The sequence below is a fragment of the Gardnerella sp. DNF00497B genome, assembly GCF_049262725.1.
Lineage (GTDB): Bacteria > Actinomycetota > Actinomycetes > Actinomycetales > Bifidobacteriaceae > Bifidobacterium > Bifidobacterium leopoldii.
In genome coordinates this window covers 288677-308869 of sequence record NZ_CP058400.1, presented here as the reverse complement: position 1 = coordinate 308869, position 20193 = coordinate 288677, and the positions used below count along the sequence as shown (strand labels likewise).

Annotated in this window: 11 protein-coding genes; 3 read left to right on the top strand and 8 right to left on the bottom strand. The window is 46.3% G+C overall.

Annotated elements, in window-relative coordinates; all coding sequences use genetic code 11:
* Positions 1–111: 111 nt before the first annotated feature.
* The 6 genes from HXT26_RS01095 to rpoB all read right to left on the bottom strand — a co-directional run bounded on the left by HXT26_RS01095 (position 112) and on the right by rpoB (position 15382).
* The gene (locus tag HXT26_RS01095) at positions 112–1434 is read right to left on the bottom strand and encodes a class C sortase (RefSeq protein WP_421789005.1); all 1323 of its coding nucleotides are present in this window, start codon (positions 1432–1434) and stop codon (positions 112–114) included.
* A gap of 769 nt (positions 1435–2203) precedes the next feature.
* Positions 2204–3961: a SpaH/EbpB family LPXTG-anchored major pilin gene (locus HXT26_RS01090; protein ID WP_422112087.1), complete on the bottom strand. Its 1758-nt coding sequence runs from the start codon at positions 3959–3961 to the stop codon at positions 2204–2206.
* Between the two features lie 792 nt (positions 3962–4753).
* Positions 4754–5839, bottom strand: coding sequence for an ORF6N domain-containing protein (locus HXT26_RS01085; protein ID WP_004107227.1), 1086 nt, complete (start codon positions 5837–5839; stop codon positions 4754–4756).
* A gap of 229 nt (positions 5840–6068) precedes the next feature.
* Entirely contained in the window at positions 6069–7358 is a 1290-nt protein-coding gene (locus HXT26_RS01080; protein ID WP_032835499.1) for a hypothetical protein, read from the bottom strand.
* Positions 7359–7744: 386 nt separating this feature from the next.
* A complete protein-coding gene (locus HXT26_RS01075; RefSeq protein ID WP_004118670.1) occupies positions 7745–11764 on the bottom strand; it encodes a DNA-directed RNA polymerase subunit beta' in 4020 nt (1339 codons plus the stop codon).
* Positions 11765–11833: 69 nt separating this feature from the next.
* Positions 11834–15382, bottom strand: coding sequence for a DNA-directed RNA polymerase subunit beta (gene rpoB, locus HXT26_RS01070; protein WP_032835542.1), 3549 nt, complete (start codon positions 15380–15382; stop codon positions 11834–11836).
* Positions 15383–15693: 311 nt separating this feature from the next.
* On the opposite strand from rpoB, the gene HXT26_RS01065 reads away from it, so the two are divergent.
* From HXT26_RS01065 to HXT26_RS01055, 3 genes are all read left to right on the top strand, one after another.
* On the top strand, positions 15694–16383 hold the full coding sequence (locus HXT26_RS01065) for a tRNA (cytidine(34)-2'-O)-methyltransferase (RefSeq protein ID WP_004107537.1): 690 nt from the start codon (positions 15694–15696) through the stop codon (positions 16381–16383).
* Positions 16384–16416: 33 nt separating this feature from the next.
* Positions 16417–17412 (top strand): A/G-specific adenine glycosylase, encoded by a 996-nt coding sequence (locus tag HXT26_RS01060; protein ID WP_004107536.1) that lies wholly within the window; start codon positions 16417–16419, stop codon positions 17410–17412.
* Between the two features lie 129 nt (positions 17413–17541).
* Entirely contained in the window at positions 17542–18327 is a 786-nt protein-coding gene (locus HXT26_RS01055) for a peptide ABC transporter permease (protein WP_422112086.1), read from the top strand.
* A 118-nt stretch (positions 18328–18445) separates the two neighbouring features.
* Here HXT26_RS01055 and HXT26_RS01050 read toward each other — a convergent pair whose 3' ends face one another.
* Entirely contained in the window at positions 18446–19810 is a 1365-nt protein-coding gene (locus tag HXT26_RS01050) for a PFL family protein (protein WP_032842559.1), read from the bottom strand.
* Between the two features lie 38 nt (positions 19811–19848).
* The gene (locus HXT26_RS01045) at positions 19849–20187 is read right to left on the bottom strand and encodes an ACT domain-containing protein (RefSeq protein WP_004107532.1); all 339 of its coding nucleotides are present in this window, start codon (positions 20185–20187) and stop codon (positions 19849–19851) included.
* Positions 20188–20193 lie beyond the last annotated feature (6 nt).

Sequence of the window (20193 nt, the reverse complement as noted above, 5' to 3'; positions counted from 1 at the left end):
TGTTTCCACCTGTTTTGCATTGTTTTACACTGCTTTGCGTCGCCAACACGGCACCGCAAGTTTGTTATTAAGTTTTGTTATTAAGTTTTGTTATTACCTATAATCAATCGCTCATAAACCGAGAATTCTTATAAGCCAGTCGAAAGTCTTTTCGCTGTTACCACTCCGCTTGCGTTTTTTGCGCGAACTAGACTTTTTGACTTTCGGTCGTTTTTTCGGGCGATTTTCAATCGCCTTAGCTTCCTCGAGCACAAGATCTGCACTGCTCACTGTGCTGGTCGATGTGCTGTCTGCACTTCTGTAAGCACTACCTACTGCACTGATATTGACATCAGTAGCTGCCGGCGCATCAGCCTCAGCATCACCCACAGCATCAGAGGCAACATCAGAAGCAACATCATCATTACGCTTTTCAGTTTTCTTTTTCTTCTTAACAGGCAAACCAGCCCACCAAATGTAGCCACCAACAATACACAGGCTTCCAAAGCACGCAACAATCCACCATGGAAATCGCGGAACATCAGGCTTTTTACCACGAAGCGCCTTGTCTGCCGCAGGCGTTGGAACCACTCGTTCGCCAGTAACCAAAATGCGTTGCGTGTTGATGCCAAGCGGCGTACAAGTAATCAGCGTCATCAAATCTTTACCAGGAACGGCTGCAATCTTCTTCGTCTCATCAGGGTTTACAACGATCTTGTCAACAACCTTGTAAGTGAGAATCTCGTCGAAAACCTCAATGGTAAAAGTGTCACCTTTTCCAACTTCGTCCAGCCTGGTGAACATTTCCGCACTTGCCAAACCGCGATGTCCTGTAATCACAGATCGCGTTCCCTTGCCGCCAACCGGAAGCGAAGTTCCACGCAAATGACCAAGACCTTTCAGAAGAGTGGCATCTTCTGTGCCGTGATACACAGGCAAATCAAGATCAATTTTTTTGATGCGCAAACGAGCCATAAGCCCGTCATCGTTTACTTTCAATTGATCCCAGTAATCCTGGCTCGCATCGGAAGTAGCTCCGTGAGAAGTTGGTATGTTCGTATTTGCCTCGTAAATAGCACCCGACGAAAGCTTACTGTTATACTCACGAGCGCGACGGAGCTGCTCGTGCGGAGCAGGGACCGCGTGTGTAATAAGCTTTGCATACTCGGCCGCCACTTCCGACATGTGGTACTGGCTTAGCCACATGGCGGCATGCGGGTAAATAAGAGACGCAAACGACGCAAGCAACAGCAAAGCCGGAACTATGCACGATTTAGAAAATCGCCACTTTTTTTGAGCGGATGCTGTTTGTGTTGTTTGAGGCTTAGTAGGCTTAGTAGGCTTAGTGTCGCCGCCATCTGGATAAGCTCGAGCGTCACGATTACCATGTTCATCACGATAATCGCGCCGATCTGGCTTAACCGCCACAATGCGGCTCTCAAAAAACCTAAACATGCTAGTAAATCCTCATGAAAGCGCTCGCGCAGTACGATTTCTGCGCGAGTAACACTTTTCAGCGTTTTTTCGTTACTGGTGCAGACAGCGCGCTGCGCGAGTAACATATAAGCCCACTTTTTCGTTACCAACGCAGTACAGTTTCTGCACCAGTAACACTTGGCAGCTTTATTCGCTAGTCATTTTTGCGAGATACTTGGCTTTCGTCTATGAGTTTTGTCTGGCGTTTGGCTGGCAAATTTCTGTAGTAGCTGTGAGGGTGGGTGTTACTTGTCTTGCAGCGCTCCGCTCTTATACCTTATTTGGACTTAGCATCCAGATAGTTAATTTAGTTTTTTACTTACTTTTTCTGCATAAATAGTATTTATCAGCAAGATTATTACTATCGTTCCGCTTTTATATTGCTCGACCAAGCAACACCCACCCTCACTACTAGTAAAACCGCTAGTGTTTTTTGTGTGGTAGGAGTGCCTAGCGTAGCTTGTGCAGCAGCAATGACGCTAGTGTTCTCTATGCAGTAAATACTCAACGTCAGCAGAGCAATAATGCAAAGCCACTGAAACATTTGACGGGAATTTACATGGGTTTTGTCGCTACATCAGATGTTTTGTAGAACATTCGCCGGAAAATTCCCAGCATTTGCGCGACACCTGACTGTGCAACTAACCGCTCAAACCGGTTGCATAGCTTGTTTCGAAACCAAACTGTGCAACCGGCAAAGCAAATCAGCTGAACAATTGTTCAAGTCGCCCAGCCAGCCGAGCGAGTTTTACTCCTGCTCTTGCTCCTTGCGACGCTTCATTACAATGTAGAAGAACGTGCCGCCCAAACCAAGAACACCGCAAAGCGTCAAAATCACCAAGCCGCGAGCACCAGTCATAGGCAAGTTGCCGAGGATTTTGTCAAGTTCAGTAGCCTGGGAATTAACGATCTCGTGAGCGTTATCATTATTAAGACCTGCTGTTGCCTGTTCTTTGGTTTCTACTTTAACCTCGTAGCAAGTCGGGGTTTCATTCAGCTTGAAGCCGGCAGGAGCCTTGGTCTCAACAACGCAGTAGATCTTGGAAGCAACATCGTTAGTTCCAATGAACAAGTTTGCAGTCGTTTCACCCTTATCATCAGTTGCCTTAAGCTTAATAGCGTTGACATCTTTATCACCTTTATCAAGCTTTCCTTCGATAGTTTCCTTGGTTGCAGTACCTGAAACCTCGGCAAACGTTGTACCTTCTTTAACTGGATAAACAGTGAACTCTGCACCCTTTAATGGCTTCTTGCCAGACTCTTTAGTCTTAGCATCATTAACCTTGGTGATCTTCAAGGTAGCAAAATGCGAAGTGCCGTGAGGATTCTTATCGCATGGCTTATCTGCAGTTGGGACACACGGGTGATCTTGATCACCGTCTTCACCAATCTTGCTATCGTCAATCCAGCCATTAATCGAGTTAGTGACGTTCTTGGTTCCATTAGCAACCTTAGTTTTTAAAGTGACCTTCAAAACGTAAGTATTAGTACCGAAATCTTTGGAGATATCCGCCAACCTTGTATCAGTAAGGCTAAACGTTACCTTATTATCAGCATTCGCAACCGTGTAGTCAGTAGTTACAGCAAGCGGTACATCAGTTGCTTTAGAACCAGCAGACGTCTTTGGTGTCTTAACGAGCTTAACGTCAGATACGCTATCATACGTCAAACCATTAGGAAGAGCATCGATAAATCCAATCTTCTTATAAGCTTTATTGTCACTAGGAGGCATCAAAGGAATAGAAATATCCCACGGAATAACAGTGTTACTATTTTCATCAACATAAAGCTTGGTTGGAGTCTTTGGTGTCTTAGTAGGAACGTCGTCACTGGTATCATTCTTTGGATACACATTGACGTTGTACAACCATTCCCATGACTTATCAGTCTTGTGAGGCAAAGGCGTTGTGATGAAGAACGGATCAACCTTACCAGTAACAGTTACAAACTTCCACTTTTCTCCATCTTTAATTTGAGCACCTTTTGTGTCAGTTTCTTCAACGTAGTAAAGCGATTCGTCAAGATTATTAAACTCTGCAGAACCATCTTCACCAGTTGTTTTAGCTTCAACTTTAGTCTTAGCAAATTTAGGAGTATTACCTTCGAAGAATGAAGCTGCTTTCTTAGTAGCAGGGTCGAGACTCTGAATCTCTTTGATTTTCTCCCAGCCTTCAGCCTTAGACAAATCAATCTTCCTGGCATTCGCATCAGCTCCTGCCGTAAGCGTGACTTTGTAAAGCGTGAACTCAACGCCCTTAACCGGCTTCTTATCTTTAACAAGATCGCTCTGATCAGAGCCATCAGATTTAGTAGCAGTTGCAGGACCTTGGTACTTGTGAATAGTTATACTCGTTTTTTGTTCTGCAATGTTTGCAGTATTTGCGCCTTCGGCATTCTGATCACCATTCGCCCACGCGATGGATCCTGCGATGCAGCAGGTACCTAGCGTGCAGGCGGCGGCCACGAGTGCCACGGCGCGCTTTAACTTTGAAGTCTGTAGACGCATATTTCCTCTCTTCAATAAGTAAACTCTAATCGTCTTACATCTTTATTTAGGCTCAACAGCAGGTTACAAGCTAAACAAAAGGTTATGACATACTAACAATTGCATTGACGACAGCATCAGTGCAAACACACAGATGCGAACGCAGAAATACAACTGCAACCTTCACCATTCAGCTTTTTTCGCAAATTGTGCGATAACGCTCAACCATGAGTACATATAATATTAATCGATATTTAGACGAAAAATGACGTGCAGTATAACACAGTCAAATGTTTATGTTTCTGAGCATCTACCCCCCCCCGGTACAAAAATCGTTGAAAAACAACGCATTTGAGGGGTGTCAAATAACCAGTTCTTCTTGTTTTTTGCGTTTTTTATTTTTTCTCAAAACCCAAATCGCGGCGTGTCGCATTGATTCGCTTTTCGCTTAAAGCGTAGCGCTCCAAACACGAGAAACCTACCACACATTCGGAGAATTCAACCTGGCAAACCACTCCAAACACGGGCGCGACGACCTACTTGAGCACAGCATTGTGCGCGCGAAGGCAATTCGGAGCGCCGAGCTTACTCAAGGTTGAAAGCACACTGTGCTTTCAACGCGAGTTTCGTAAGCGAGCGCGTAATCCGCGCAGAACGCCAACTGCGTCAGTAGCAAAAAAGCGACATTATACGTTACTAACGCAGCGCGCGAAAACTGCTCTATAATTTGCTGCAATTAAAAAAAAGACGATAGATTTTTACTTCTACCGCCTTGCTTGGAATCCATACAACTTTCTAGCCCGTTCCCGTATATCAAATTTTCAAATTCTTATTGTTTAACATTCCCCCAAACATTGCATGATACATATCCTTCGATGATTCTTCTATCTTGGTAATACTCGATATTTTATTTCCAGCATCCTTTGATGATGCTCCACAAAGATAAAAGGCTTCATTTTCTGCCCCAAAGTCTATTGCAATATATCTATCGTGGTATTTTTTATCAGCTACCTTAAGATTCAAATCTAAATTAGGATAATCTTTTCTAAAATCATCTAAAATATTTTTTGTAAGCATATCTTTATTTCTTACATTATCGCTAAAAACTATGATTCGCGTGTTATCTCTTGCAGCCCTTAAAAGTTCTAATGTTTTAAGCCCTATATAGTTATCTATAACATAAATGCTTTTCTTTGCTGACTTATATATTTTTGTGTAGGCAACGTCCGCTTCTATTTTATCCCCATTCAGCAAAAGAAAATGCTTGTAAGTGCTACTATCTATAAAATTATCCATCACTTTTTTCAAATCTTCTTTTGTTGCTAGGGTGATAATTTTATCATTTATATTTGCTATTTCTTTTGAATGCTGCATTATATCATTTGTATTTTGATTTGTTTGCAGCGACAATTGCACCATCTCTTTTGAACTAAGAAAATCTCTATTCTCAATAATGAAGTCTTTCATCTGCTTAAACATTCGTACTAAAGCGCGACTTTGCCTAATCGCAAGTTCGCCTCTTAACACAGTCATAAGCATATAGATGCCCTGTTCCGTAAAAGCGTAGGGATTGTATTTAATGTTACTGCCTCTGCCTTGCCCTTTGTTCAAGGTCGCATTTTGCGACCTTGAAAGTTCATATACTTGCCCATTGTTCAAGGTACCAAAATGGCACCTTGAAAGTTCATATACTTCCTCATCGGTTAATTGGAACATAAAATCATCCCCTTCAAATTTTTCAATATTCCTTTTAACCTGTTCGTTAAATCTTTTTGTAGAATATCCATATATTTCAGCTAGATCCGAATCAAGCATAACTTTTTGATTTCTTATATGGTAAATCTTACTTTTAAGCGTAATTTCATCTATTATCGCAATCTCTTTATTCTCTTCTGCCATGATGCCCTCCAAAATTATCTAAATCTCTTGCCAAAACAACCAACCAGCAACACTCACACAGAACGCCAACTGCACCAGTAACGAAAAAAACGCATCTATCCGTTACGCACGCAGTACGCCAACTGCGCCAGTAACGGAAAAACGCGTCTATCCGTTACGCACGCAGAACACCAACTGCGTCAGTAACAAAAAAAAAACAGTAAAGCGTGCGCATTCTAAGCGCCCGCTCTCATCCAACGCGCATAATTCGCGGCACGCCAGCCTCAACAAGCTTCCGCTCAAGATTCTTAACGCCAACAACATCCGCAAAATTAAAACGCACAATCTTACTCACGCCGCACTCCCTAAAAAGCACCGACTCACGCTCAGCCTGCCTATCAATATTGCGATTAATAGCGGCCTGATTGTAGGAATTACGCAACATTTGAGTATCAGCCGAAGAATTAAAGTTGATATTCACATGCGACGAATTAGTCGAATCAACAAAATACTTGTCATACCCATCAAGCTCGCCAACAATCAGACCACCGCCTGAAACCCTCCACAAAAAATCACACCTATACTTAACCCTGAAATTAGGCGAAACAAACTCATGCTGCAACTCAGGCACCATAAACCCAAGATCAATCATCGTGCCGCGCGCGAAAGACTCGCCGCCATTCTCGCTTAAACCATTCTTAAAAAGGCAAAGGCGACGCAACCTAAAAATAGGATCCACATTACTGCCGAAACCAGCTACACAGCTATACACAAAACCGTTGCCAACTACACCACTACCGCCAACACCAACAGCACCGTCTCTTCCACCATCTCTTCCGCCGTCTCTTCCGCCATCTCTTCTTTCGCAAATCTCAAGAACCTTGTTAAAGTTCACGTTATCGCGCGCAGCAGAATCAAAAATCGGCAAAGCAGCCCTAAAACTCAAACTGTTAGCAGCATCAAAAAGCAGAGTACTTTTGTCAACAACATGACTTCTAATCTCGTAACTTACCCTGTCACTTGAATGCGGAAGCGTAATAAGCTGACCATCATACTTGCGACTCGGCTGCACAATACGCACGTCGTCGCTAGTAGCATCCTGTTCCTTTCCGGTTGCGCGAATACGATGCAATTGCGGATTATCGTGCGTAGATTTGTTAATTTTTGAGCGAATATAAATCTGCGTCGGAAGCGTTTGTAAATTCATTTTCTGTGAATCATATTTACTACCAACAAACAGCGTGTCATAATCTTCAACAACATCATAACCTAATAAAGCTGCCCCACTCGTAACAGTAAACTTCCAATCCGGATAAAGATCTATCAATGAAAGCGCTACGTGACGTATACGTTCTGACGTATATAGCTTCTGCCAGTACTCAGTTTGCGCGTAAAGATTACGAAAAGTGCGCACAAAAGTGCCGCTTTTCACGCATCTGTATGCATACTGTTTTTGAGCTGCGTTAATAGGTAGGATGCATCGATGCTCTATTTCGGCATCTCTTATCATGCGTATCGTTCCGTTGTTAGTTTTAGGCATACTACTGAGATTATTCGAGAATACGATTCATAGACAATAAATTTTGAGCATTGTGGTTAAAAGGTATTTAAGGACGATTCATGTGTTACTTGCGCAGTACGCCAACTGCGTGAGTAACGAAAAAACGACATTATCCGTTACTAACGCAGAACACCAACTGCGCCAGCAACGAAAAAGCGACATTATCCGTTACGCGCGCAGTACGCCAACTGCGCCAGTAACAAAAAAGCGACATTATCCGTTACGCGCGCAGTACGCCAACTGCGCCAGTAACAAAAAGGGCTTCAAGCCCGAAAGCTTGAAGCCCCATTTATATTAGATTAGTACCGCTCAGCACCCACCAAACGCAACACGCTCAGCACGAACCAAGCAGAATGCCAGCGTCATCACTCAGCTTCGTCGCCATAATCGCTCTGACCACCCTGATCGTCAAGGAAGTCATCTGGATTAAAGTCGTCGCCGAGCTTCATATCACCAAAATCAATGTTGGAGAAGTCAACATCGCCCATATCGCTCTCACCGAAGTTCGAAGGCGTGCTATCTGCACCGCCCAAACCAAAGTTCGGATAAATAGAGTCGCGAACCTGAGGATCCGGCTCCACACTAGCATTGCGGTAACGTGCCAAACCGGTACCAGCTGGGATGAGCTTACCGATAATCACATTCTCCTTCAAGCCCTTAAGGTCATCTTCCTTCTGGCTCAAGGCGGCCTCAGTAAGCACACGCGTAGTCTCCTGGAACGATGCTGCAGAAAGCCAAGAATCCGTAGCCAAAGAAGCCTTGGTAATACCCATAAGCTCTGGTCGACCAGCAGCAGGCTTTCCGCCGTTCTTTACAGCAGCCAAGTTTGCCTCGCGGAACTTTGCTTGATCCACAAGCTCACCTGGAAGAAGATCCGTATCGCCAGAATCAATCACCGTAATACGGCGAAGCATCTGGTGCACAATAACTTCAATGTGCTTATCGTGAATATCAACACCCTGAGAACGGTACACGTTGTGCACTTCTTCCACGATGTTCACCTGAGCCGCACGCGGACCAAGAATACGCAGAATCTTCTTAGGATCCACAGAACCTTCAATCAGCTGCGTACCAACCTCAACATGGTCGCCATCTTTTACAAGCATTGGCGCACGACGAGTCACTGGGTAAACGATTGGATCAATCGTAGTGTCGTCTGGAGTCAAAGTCACCTGACGGCCGTGATCAGTATCCTCGACCTTCACAACGCCTGGGAACTCAGCGATTGGAGCCTCACCCTTAGGAGTACGAGCCTCGAAAAGCTCCGTAACGCGAGGAAGACCCTGAGTAATATCAGAAGCCGAAGCGACGCCACCAGAGTGGAAGGAACGAAGCGTAAGCTGCGTACCAGGTTCACCAATGGACTGTGCTGCAACAATACCAACAGCCTCACCAACATCCACGAGTCGGCTTGTAGCCAAGGACCAGCCGTAGCACTTTGCGCAAACGCCGCGCTTAGATTCGCAAGTAAGCACAGAACGCGCCTTAACTTCCTCAACGCCGTGAGCAACCAAATCACGCAAAACGTCCATAGAAAGTGCGTCACCACACTTTGCCAAAACTGTCGTACCGTCAGCAGGATCAATTACGTCTGCAGCAAGCAAGCGCGAGTATGGACCACCGTCAGCAGCCTTAACAAGCGTCAAATTGCCGTTTTCGTCGCGATCAGCAATCTTCATCATAAGACCGCGCTTAGTGCCGCAATCTTCTTCACGCACGATTACTTCCTGCGAAACATCCACAAGACGACGAGTCAAGTAGCCAGATTCTGCCGTACGAAGTGCGGTATCTGCCAAGCCCTTACGAGCGCCGTGCTGCGAGATGAAGTACTCCAACACGGAAAGACCATCGCGGTAGTTTGACTTAACAGGTCGAGGAATAATCTCGCCCTTAGGGTTTGCCACGAGACCTCGCATACCAGCAATCTGGCGAATCTGCATCCAGTTACCACGTGCGCCTGACTGAACCATGATGTTCACGTTGTTGTCATCGTGGAAGTTTTCGCGCATTGCGTCTGCAACCTTGTCGGTGCATTCAGTCCACAAGTTGATCAACTCTTGACGACGCTCTTCGTCTGTAAGAAGACCCATATCGTATTGAGAGTTGATTTTTGCAGCCTGATCCTCGTAATCTTGCGCAATTTGCTCGCGATTTGGAGGAAGCACAATGTCAGAGAATGCCATCGTTACGCCAGACCAAGGAGCGCGAGTAAAGCCGAGATCCTTCAAAGCGTCGAGTGTTGCTGCAACTTGAGCTGTAGAATAGCGGGTTGCAATATCGTCGACGATCTTAGAAAGTACGCCCTTTGGCACCTGCTCGTTTACGAACGGATAGTCGACTGGCAAAGTTCCGTTGAACAAAATGCGTCCGCAAGAAGTTGCAAACAGTACAGTCCCGTCCTTAAAACGCTCTTCGCGCACAACGTCTGGGCTGCCTGGCTCAGGGTCAACAACCTTAAGCTCAGCAGGCTCCCAATTCTTTGGCAATACGAAGTCTGCAGGAACTCGAATCAGCACCTTAGCTTGCATATCAATCTCATGCTTGTCGAGAGCCATTTCAGCTTCAGCAAGCGAGGAGAAGATTCGGCCTTGACCTTTTGCTCCGTCAATTACGGTAGACAAGTAGTAAAGACCCAGAATCATATCCTGAGAAGGCATAGTCACGGTGTGACCGTCTGCTGGCTTCAAGATATTGTCGGAAGCCATCATCAAAGTGCGCGCTTCCGCTTGAGCTTCTGCAGAAAGCGGAAGATGCACTGCCATCTGGTCACCATCGAAGTCTGCGTTGAATGCTGCACAGGCAAGTGGCGGCAGGTGGATTGCTTTACCTTCAACCAAAATCGGCTCGAATGCTTGAATACCCAAGCGGTGAAGTGTAGGTGCGCGGTTAAGAAGCACAGGATGTTCGGAAATAACTTCTTCCAAAACGCCCCAAACTTCGGAGTCGCCACGGTCAACCAAACGCTTTGCGCTCTTCATATTCTGAGCGAAGCCCTGATCCACCAAACGCTTAATAACGAACGGCTTAAAAAGCTCCAATGCCATTGGCTTTGGCAAACCGCACTGATGCATGCGAAGGCTTGGACCAACGACGATTACGGAACGACCAGAGTAATCAACACGCTTACCAAGCAAGTTCTGGCGGAATCGGCCTTGCTTACCTTTAAGCATGTCGGAAAGCGACTTTAATGGTCGGTTGGATGCGCCGGTTACTGGGCGTCCGCGGCGACCGTTGTCGAAGAGTGAGTCGACTGCTTCCTGAAGCATGCGCTTTTCGTTATTAAGCATAATCTCAGGAGCACCAAGCTCAATAAGTCGCTTCAAACGGTTGTTACGGTTGATTACACGACGGTACAAATCGTTCAAATCGGAAGTTGCAAAACGACCACCATCAAGCTGAACCATTGGTCGCAAGTCTGGTGGGATTACTGGAATTACGTCCAAAACCATAGCTTCTGGCTTGTTTCCAGTAGTCAAGAACGCGTTTACAACCTTCAGTCGTTTCAAAGCGCGAGCCTTGCGCTGACCGGTTCCGTTGTCAATTTCTGCGCGAAGTTCTTCGGCAGCAGACTTCAAATCGAAATCTTGCAAACGCTTCTTAATAGCTTCAGCACCCATGCAGCCTTCGAAGTAATCGCCATAGCGATCTTCCATCTCGCGCCACAAGTCAACGTCGCCTTCCATATCGCCGGCACGCAAGCCCTTGAAACGATCAAATACGGCGTTCAAACGCTGAATTTGCTCGTCATAGCGAGTACGAATAGCAGACATTTCGCGTTCTGCACTAGCGCGCAACTTAGATCTTGCAGCACCTTTGCCTTCGCCAGATTCTTCCAGCTCATGCAAGTCTTCTTCAACTTTCTTAGCGCGCGCTTCAATTTCGTTATCACGACGCTTGCGAAGGTTGCCGATTTCTGTATCGAATTCGTCTTGCAAATCTGGAAGATCTTGGTGACGCTGCTCTTCGTCGACTTTCGTAACCATGTAGGCTGCGAAGTAGATTACTTTTTCAAGATCCTTAGGTGCAATGTCGAGCAAGTAGCCCAAACGGCTTGGCACACCCTTGAAGAACCAAATGTGCGTTACCGGAGCTGCAAGCTCAATATGACCCATGCGTTCGCGGCGAACGCGACTGCGGGTAACTTCTACGCCGCATCGTTCGCACACGATTCCCTTAAAGCGCACGCGCTTATACTTGCCGCATGCGCACTCCCAATCGCGAGTTGGACCGAAGATCTGCTCACCGAACAGACCGTCCTTCTCTGGCTTTAGGGTACGGTAATTAATGGTTTCTGGCTTCTTTACTTCGCCGTGGCTCCAGCTACGGATATCTTCGGCGGTTGCCAGTCCAATCCTCAGTTTGTCAAATGCGTTGACGTCCAGCACTCTTATCGTCCTGTCTCATGAAATTGTTTTTAACGTTTCTTAATTTCTTAAAGTGTGTTCGTTACCGAATCACTGGTATTCAGGTTCAACAGCAATCTGATCTTCCTTGGCGGACGAATCTGGTCGAGCGCCAATATTGAAGCCAAGATCGTCGGAAGATGAAACTGGGTCGTCCTCTTCATCCTTCATGTCGATTGCGACGCCTTCAGCGTTCAACACCTCAACATTAAGCGAAAGCGACTGCATTTCCTTAAGCAACACCTTGAATGATTCAGGAATGCCAGCTGGTGGCAGGTTATCGCCCTTGACGATAGCACCGTACACGCGCACACGACCGTCGACGTCATCAGACTTCGTAGTCATCATTTCGTGCAATGTGTAAGCAGCACCGTAAGCCTCGAGCGCCCACACTTCCATTTCGCCGAAGCGCTGACCGCCGAACTGAGCCTTACCACCCAACGGCTGCTGGGTAATCATGGAGTAAGGACCAGTGGAACGTGCGTGAATCTTATCATCAACCAAGTGATGCAGCTTCAAAATGTACATGTAGCCCACAGAAATTGGCTTCGGGAATGGCTCACCAGTACGACCGTCGAATAAGGTTGCCTTACCGTCAGAGCCAACAAGCTTGTCACCATCGCGATTTGCGAGTGTTGTAGAAAGCAAGCCCTTCAAAGTTTCTGGTCGCACGCCGTCGAATACTGGCGTTGCAACTGGAGTGCATGGATCGCCATGCTCAGCACCTTGCGGCACGTACTTCTTCCAAGCTGCTTCCAAGTCTGGATCCAAGTTAATATCCCAGCCAGCGTGAGCAATCCAACCCAAGTGAAGCTCGAGCACCTGACCCAAGTTCATTCGAGAAGGCACACCCAACGGGTTAAGCATGATGTCAACTGGAGTACCATCAGCCAAGAATGGCATATCTTCTTCTGGCAAAATGCGGGAAATAACACCCTTGTTGCCGTGACGACCGGAAAGCTTATCGCCTTGCGTAATCTTACGATGCTGAGCAATGTAAACGCGAATCATTTGGTTCACGCCGTTTGGAAGCTCGTCACCGTCGTCTTCAGCGTCTTCACGAGTGATTTCCTTAACTGCAATCACAGTACCAGTCTCGCCGTGTGGCACGCGCAAAGAAGTATCGCGCACTTCGCGGCTCTTTTCGCCGAAGATTGCGCGGAGCAAACGCTCTTCTGGAGTAAGCTCGGTTTCGCCCTTAGGAGTTACCTTACCAACCAAAATATCGCCAGCTTCGACTTCAGCGCCAATACGAATAATGCCGCGCTCGTCGAGATTTGCAATCGCATCTTCGCCAACGTTTGGCAAGTCACGAGTAATCTCTTCGGAACCAAGCTTGGTTTCGCGAGCGTCGATTTCGTATTCTTCAATGTGAATAGAAGAAAGCGTATCGTCTTGCACAAGACGCTGGGAAATAATCACAGCATCCTCGTAGTTGTAACCGTTCCAAGGCATGAATGCAACGAGCAAATTCTTACCCAATGCAAGTTCGCCCTTTTCGGTTGCAGGACCGTCTGCCAAAACTGTACCAGTTTCAACGCGCTCGCCATCTTTAATAAGCGGCACTTGGTTGTAGCAAGTAGTCTGGTTAGAACGCTGGAACTTTGAAAGCTTATAGCTGGACTGAGTTCCATCGTCGTTCATAACGCGAATAATATCTGCAGAAACGTAAGTTACTACGCCCGGCTTTTCAGCCAAGATTACGTCGCCAGAATCAACTGCTGCACGCCATTCAGAACCGGTACCAACAAGTGGTCGCTCCGACTTAATAAGCGGCACAGCCTGACGCTGCATGTTCGTACCCATCAATGCGCGGTGGCCTTCATCGTGCTCCAAGAATGGAATCAAGGAAGCGCCGAGAGAAACCATCTGACGTGGGGAAACGTCCATGTAATCTACAGTGCTTACAGGCACATCGACTGCTTCTTCTTCGTCCACGCGAGCAAGTGCTTGAGTGCCGACGAAGTTGCCGTTTTCGTCGAGTTCCTGGTTTGCTTGAGCAATAACGTGCTCAGCTTCACGATCTGCAGTCATGTATTCGACTTCGTTAGTTACGTGACCATTCACAACCTTGCGGTATGGGGTTTCGATGAAGCCGAATGGATTGATGCGTCCGAAGGTTGCCAAAGAACCGATAAGACCGATGTTTGGACCTTCTGGGGATTCGATTGGGCACATACGTCCGAAGTGGGATGGGTGCACGTCTCGAACTTCCATAGAAGCGCGATCGCGAGAAAGACCACCAGGACCAAGTGCGGAAAGACGACGCTTGTTCGTAACGCCTGCCAAAGGATTGTTTTGATCCATAAACTGGCTGAGCTGGGAAGTTCCGAAGAATTCCTTAATAGTTGCGTTTACTGGACGAATGTTAATCAAGGACTGAGGAGTAATTGCCTCTGCATCCTGAGTTGTCATACGTTCGCGCACAACACGCTCCATGCGGCTTAAGCCGGTACGAAGCTGATTCTGCACAAGCTCGCCAACCTGACGAATACGACGGTTGCCGAAATGATCGATATCGTCAACGTCAACGCGCAACTGTACGTCTTGACCGTCGCGCTTACCTGGGAAGGTTTTTTCGCCAGAATGCAACGTTACCAAGTACTTAATAGTTGCGATAATATCTTCGCGATTCAAGCTGCGATCGCTGTAATCTGCTTCAATACCGAGCTTGCGGTTGATCTTATAGCGACCAACGCGAGCCAAATCGTAACGCTTTGTGTTGAAGTAGAAGGAATCGAGAAGATTGCGACCAGCTTCTGGAGTTGCAGTATCTGCAGGGCGAATCTTACGATACAAATCGGTAAGTGCATCGTCTTGCGTTTCAATAGGCTCTTTTGCGAGCGCATCCAAAACAAGTGGATAGCCTTGGAAAGCATCTGCAATTTCGTCTTTCGTCATGCCGATTGCCATAAGGAATACGATTGCGGACTGCTTACGCTTACGGTCTACGCGAACGCCTAAAACATCACGCTTGTCAATCTCAAATTCCAACCATGCACCGCGGCTTGGGATAATCTTCGCACCGAAAACATCCTTGTCGGAAGTGCGATCTTGTGTACGATCAAAGTACACGCCTGGAGAGCGCACAAGCTGCGAAACGATTACTCGCTCGGTGCCACCAATAATGAATGTGCCGTGAGGAGTTTGCAATGGGAAATCACCCATGAAAACAGTCTGGCTCTTAATTTCGCCAGTTTCGCCGTTTTCAAACTCAGCATTCACATAAAGTGGAGCAGAATAGGTGTAATCCTTTTCCTTGCACTCGAGCACAGTGTGACGTGGCTCTTCAAAGTATGGATCAGAGAATGTGAGGCTCATCGTCTCAGCAAAGTTCTCAATTGGGGAAATCTCCTGGAAGACTTCGTCGAGACCAGAAACATGAGGCACGGTGTGAGTTCCGTTTGCTTCATCTTCTGCAACGCGCTTCTTCCAGCGTTCAGAGCCGATCAACCAATCAAAGCTGTCGGTTTGCACGCCGAGGAGGTATGGCACATCAATAGGCTCACAAATGGAGCCAAAATTCACACGATCTGACGCTTTATGCAACTTAATATCATGTTCGTCAGCACGTGCGATGACTTTCGTGGTGCTCGTCATAGCTTGTTCAGCAGCCAATGGACGTTCCTTTATCACTCGCTAGTTAACTATTTAATCTTTGAAAAACTAAAGAAAATCGCGGCAAACGAAACTGCCAAATAAGCAAGTTGCGATGCGCGGGCGCCTTCTTCGGTTCCATGAGCATGCCCGCTATATGACACACCTTACACAGTCTGTCTACTCTACCAAAAACTCCGGACTTTTCCCCACTAATAACGAACGCTCGCAATAGTAATGTGCAAGTTGCGAGTAAACTAAATACGTTACGATTACGAAGTTACGTAAAGATACTTAAAAAGCTAAGGAATAGCATGAATAACAGCGAGAATACGCAAGAAGCAGCAGCCAAAACCAAAAAGCAAACCGAAGCACACAAAGCAGCAGCAAGCCGCGTAGAGCAAATGTACGAGTACGGCTACCGCAAATCAAATTATGGACCAGACGAGCTTGTAACCGACGCTCACGGAAATCCGATTAGCGTTATGGACGCAATGCTCAGCGCCGACGATGCCGCGCGCGCAGAAACGCACACCCCTCACCTTTGCTTTTACTCCCCTCGTATTCCAGGAAATACAGGTTCCGCAATTCGACTTTGCGCTGTAACTGGCACTATCTTGCACTTGGTTGAGCCGCTTGGTTTTAATTTGCACGATACTAAATTACGTCGCGCAGGCTTGGATTATCACGATATGGCTCACGTTGTTTTGCACCCGAATTTTGAGAATTTAGTTGAGTCAATGCCAAATTCGCGAATTATTGCGTTTACTGCGAATGCTACGAAACTTTACACTGAAATTGAATATAAGTCGAACGATATTCTGCTTTTTGGACCAGAGCCAGGAGATATTCCTGATCCAATGGATGTTATGGCTGGTCCACACGTGGCAGAGCAGGTGCGCCTTCCTATGCGCCCGTCACTTCGTAGTTTGAATCTTACAAATTGTGCTTCTATTGCAGTGTATGAAGCGTGGAGGCAACTCGGTTTTACAGGCGGAAAGTAATCACGAAAGTATACGACGTTTACATAATCAAGCATGCAGCAAGATTCACAATCTCTCACCGAAGAACATCTCACCGAAGAAACTTCTCAGCCATTGCGCGAATTGGCAACACTTACGCGCGATAATGTTGCACTTTTTTGGCATAGTTGTGCACGCGATTTGCCTTGGAGGTTTGGGCACACTACCCCTTGGGGTGTGCTTGTGTGTGAAGTAATGAGCCAGCAAACGCAAATGAGCCGCGTTGTACCTTATTGGCTCACTTGGATGCAAACTTGGCCAGATGCACAATCACTAGCTCACGCTACGAGTGCTGAAATTATTACAGCTTGGGGTCGCCTCGGCTACCCTCGACGCGCGTTACGTTTACAATCTTGTGCTCAAGTTGTAGCAACAACATATCGCAATAAGCTGCCATGCACCTATGAAGAACTTATTGCCTTGCCAGGTGTAGGCGATTACACAGCAAGTGCAATACTCAGCTTTGCTTATGGCAAGCACATTGCGGTGATTGATACAAATATTCGCCGCGTACTTATGCGCGCTTTTACTGGAACTGAATCGCATGGTGGCAGCACAACGCAATCTGACCGCGAGCTTGCTGCAGCAGTATTGCCGGAAGATAATCATGTTACTACTGCCACTGCTAACGCTACTAACACCACCAACACTACCTGCACTTCATCCGTTTGGAATCAGGCAATTATGGAAATTGGTGCTACCATTTGCACAGCACGATCTCCGCAATGCACTACATGCCCTTTGCAAACATGGTGCCGTTTCAAAGCTGCTGGATTTCCAGGTCTTGGCCACCATACCCGCCCACAGCAACATTTTGCCGGCACTAATCGGCAAGTGCGCGGCATTATTTTACAGGCATTGCGTGAAGCACATAAAAAACAACAGGTATTGCAACGTTGCGAGATCAACAATTTATGGTCGAATCAAACGCAACTTGACGAATGCATTGCTTCGCTCGATCATGACAGTCTTATCACTATATTGCCGGATGGCACTTTAGCACTACCTTAAGTAACTAACTAATTACGCTGCTTTTGTAACTCTTTAATTAACAACTTAATTACTTTGTATGTGAGTCTACCTTGTGTAGTGAGTACAGTTCATCTCATCGACTTATGTATTACAATGGTAAATATGTCAATGCCAACTACGTCACCACGTAAACCGCATCGCAATGCGAGTGCAACATCATTTCGCAACCCGATGCGCAAACCCGTGCGTAAGCCCGTACGCAACATGAGTGCAGCAAAACGAAAAATGTATCGTCGCCGCAGAATTGTTGTTGGTATTGCTTTGTTGCTTTTGATTATGCTGGTCATATTTTGCGTTATTAGCTTGAGTAAGGGTATTGCTGCTATTGGTAAAGCGATTGCTGGCCATGAAGTTACTATTGTTCGTCAACCAGTGCCAGACCCTCGTCCTGTTGGCTTAACACCTCATTGCGCTGCTAAAGATATTCGTCTTGAGCTTTCTACTAAGTCACAAACTGTTCCCATGGGCGGTAGCGTTGAATTGACAGAACGATTTGTGTACGAAGGAAACTCTTCTTGCCTTATTGACGCATCGGATATGAATGCCGTTTTAACGATTAATAGTAGTGAAGAAGTTACGCAAGGTAAGCAAACAACTAAAGATAATAAAAAGAAAAATAATCAAGACAGCAAAGACTCCAGTAAGAGCGTTGACTACTTATCCCATGCAGTATGGCGTTCAGACGTATGCGATATGCCTTTGAAACCTCTTCTTATGGCAAAAGGCGACCATTTTGAGAAGAAAATTACTTGGAACACTAATTCCACTTCCGGCAAAGGCTGCACCGCTGATGAGGATTTGCCAAAAGTGAATCGCGGAACTTACGTTTTACGCATTGAGCACAAACGAGTACAAGGTTTGCATAGCGAACCTGTGCTAATTAACGTGCAATAATCGCTAGCATACCGTACAAAATGCGCTCGTACTAAAAGCTAGTAACAACTTGCGCATCAAAATTAAAGCCAGACGCGACGCTTGTGCCCGCAAAGCACGAAAGCAAGTCGAAACGTAGCTAATTCTTGAAGCTGTGCACTGGAGCAGGAATACGTCCACCGCGAGTTACGAAAGCTTCGCAGCTTGTTTGGTTTACTGGCATAATCGGAGCGTATCCCATTAATCCACCAAAGTTCGCCATTTCACCTACACCTTTTCCAATTACTGGAATAATTCGCACAGCGGTAGTTTTTTGATTAATCATACCAATTGCAGATTCATCCGCAATCATGCCAGAAATCGTTGCAGCGGAAGTGTTTCCAGGAATTGCAATCATGTCAAGACCGACTGAGCAAACGCATGTCATTGCTTCAAGCTTTTCAATAGTCAAGCAGCCAGACTTCGCAGCAGCAATCATATTTGCATCTTCCGAAACGGGTATAAACGCTCCAGAAAGACCGCCAACATAGCTACTTGCCATAATGCCGCCCTTCTTAACTTGATCGTTCAGCATAGCGAGCGCTGCAGTTGTGCCAGGAGCACCAACCTGGTCCAAACCGATTTTCTCAAGCACTTCGCCAACAGAATCGCCAACTGCAGGAGTTGGAGCAAGCGACAAGTCTATAATTCCAAACGGCACACCAAGCCTACGAGAAGCCTCTTGCGCAACCAACTGACCTACACGAGTAATCTTAAACGCAGTGCGCTTAATAGTTTCGCATAGAAAAGCAAAGTCTTTTCCTCTAGCAGCATCGAGTGCACTCGAAACAACGCCAGGACCAGACACGCCAACATTGATCACAGCATCGCCTTCAGTTACACCATGGAAGCCGCCTGCCATGAACGGATTGTCGTCCGGAGCATTGCAAAAAGCCACGAATTTAACGCAACCGTAAGAATCGTTTCCAGCTGTAGCTTCAGCAATCTTTTTAATTGTTCGTCCGAGCAGCTCTACGCAATCCATGTCTATACCAGTTCGCGTCGAACCGACGTTCACAGACGAGCACACAATTTCCGTCTCGCTTAAGGCTTGCGGAAGCGACTCAATAAGCATGCGGTCTGCTGCAGTCATCGACTTTGCAGGAAGCGCCGAATACCCACCAATTAAATCAACTCCAACAGTGTGTGCTGCTCTGTCTAATGCGTGCGCAATTTGCACAAAATCTTCAGGCTTTTTACAAGATGACGCTCCAACAAGCGAAATTGGAGTTACGGTAATTCGCTTGTTTACAATTGGAATTCCGTAGTCGCGCGAAATATCGTTGCCGGTTTTTACTAAATCTTTCGCAAGACGTGTGATTTTTGCTTCAACTTTACAACAAACGTCCTGCAAGTTTTCGCAAGCGCAATCTAGCAGGTTAATTCCCATGGTGATTGTGCGAACGTCGAGCTGTTCTTGCTCAATCATCGAATTAGTTTCGCTTACTTCCATCAGGTTGAGCATTGTGTACTTCCTTACATTTACTTAGATTGCTGCGGATTTTAGATTCTGTGCATTGCAGTGAAAATATTGCTACGCTGGCAGCGAATACGCACGCCAATTTCGTCTCCTAGCGTTTCTAATCCTGCAGCAAAGTCGCCAAATTCGCAATCAACAGTAGACACGTCAACAATCATCATCATGTTGAAGAATCCGTCGACAATTGTTTGAGAAATATTCAAAATATTTACATTATGCTCGGCAGCATGCGAAGTAACTTTTGCAATAATACCAACGGTATCGCAGCCGACAACGGTAATAATCGCTCTGGAAGCATCAGATTGCAACGCTTCTTGCGATTCATTATTTTCTGCAACTGCTGTTGTGTTATTGGCGACCATATTTGC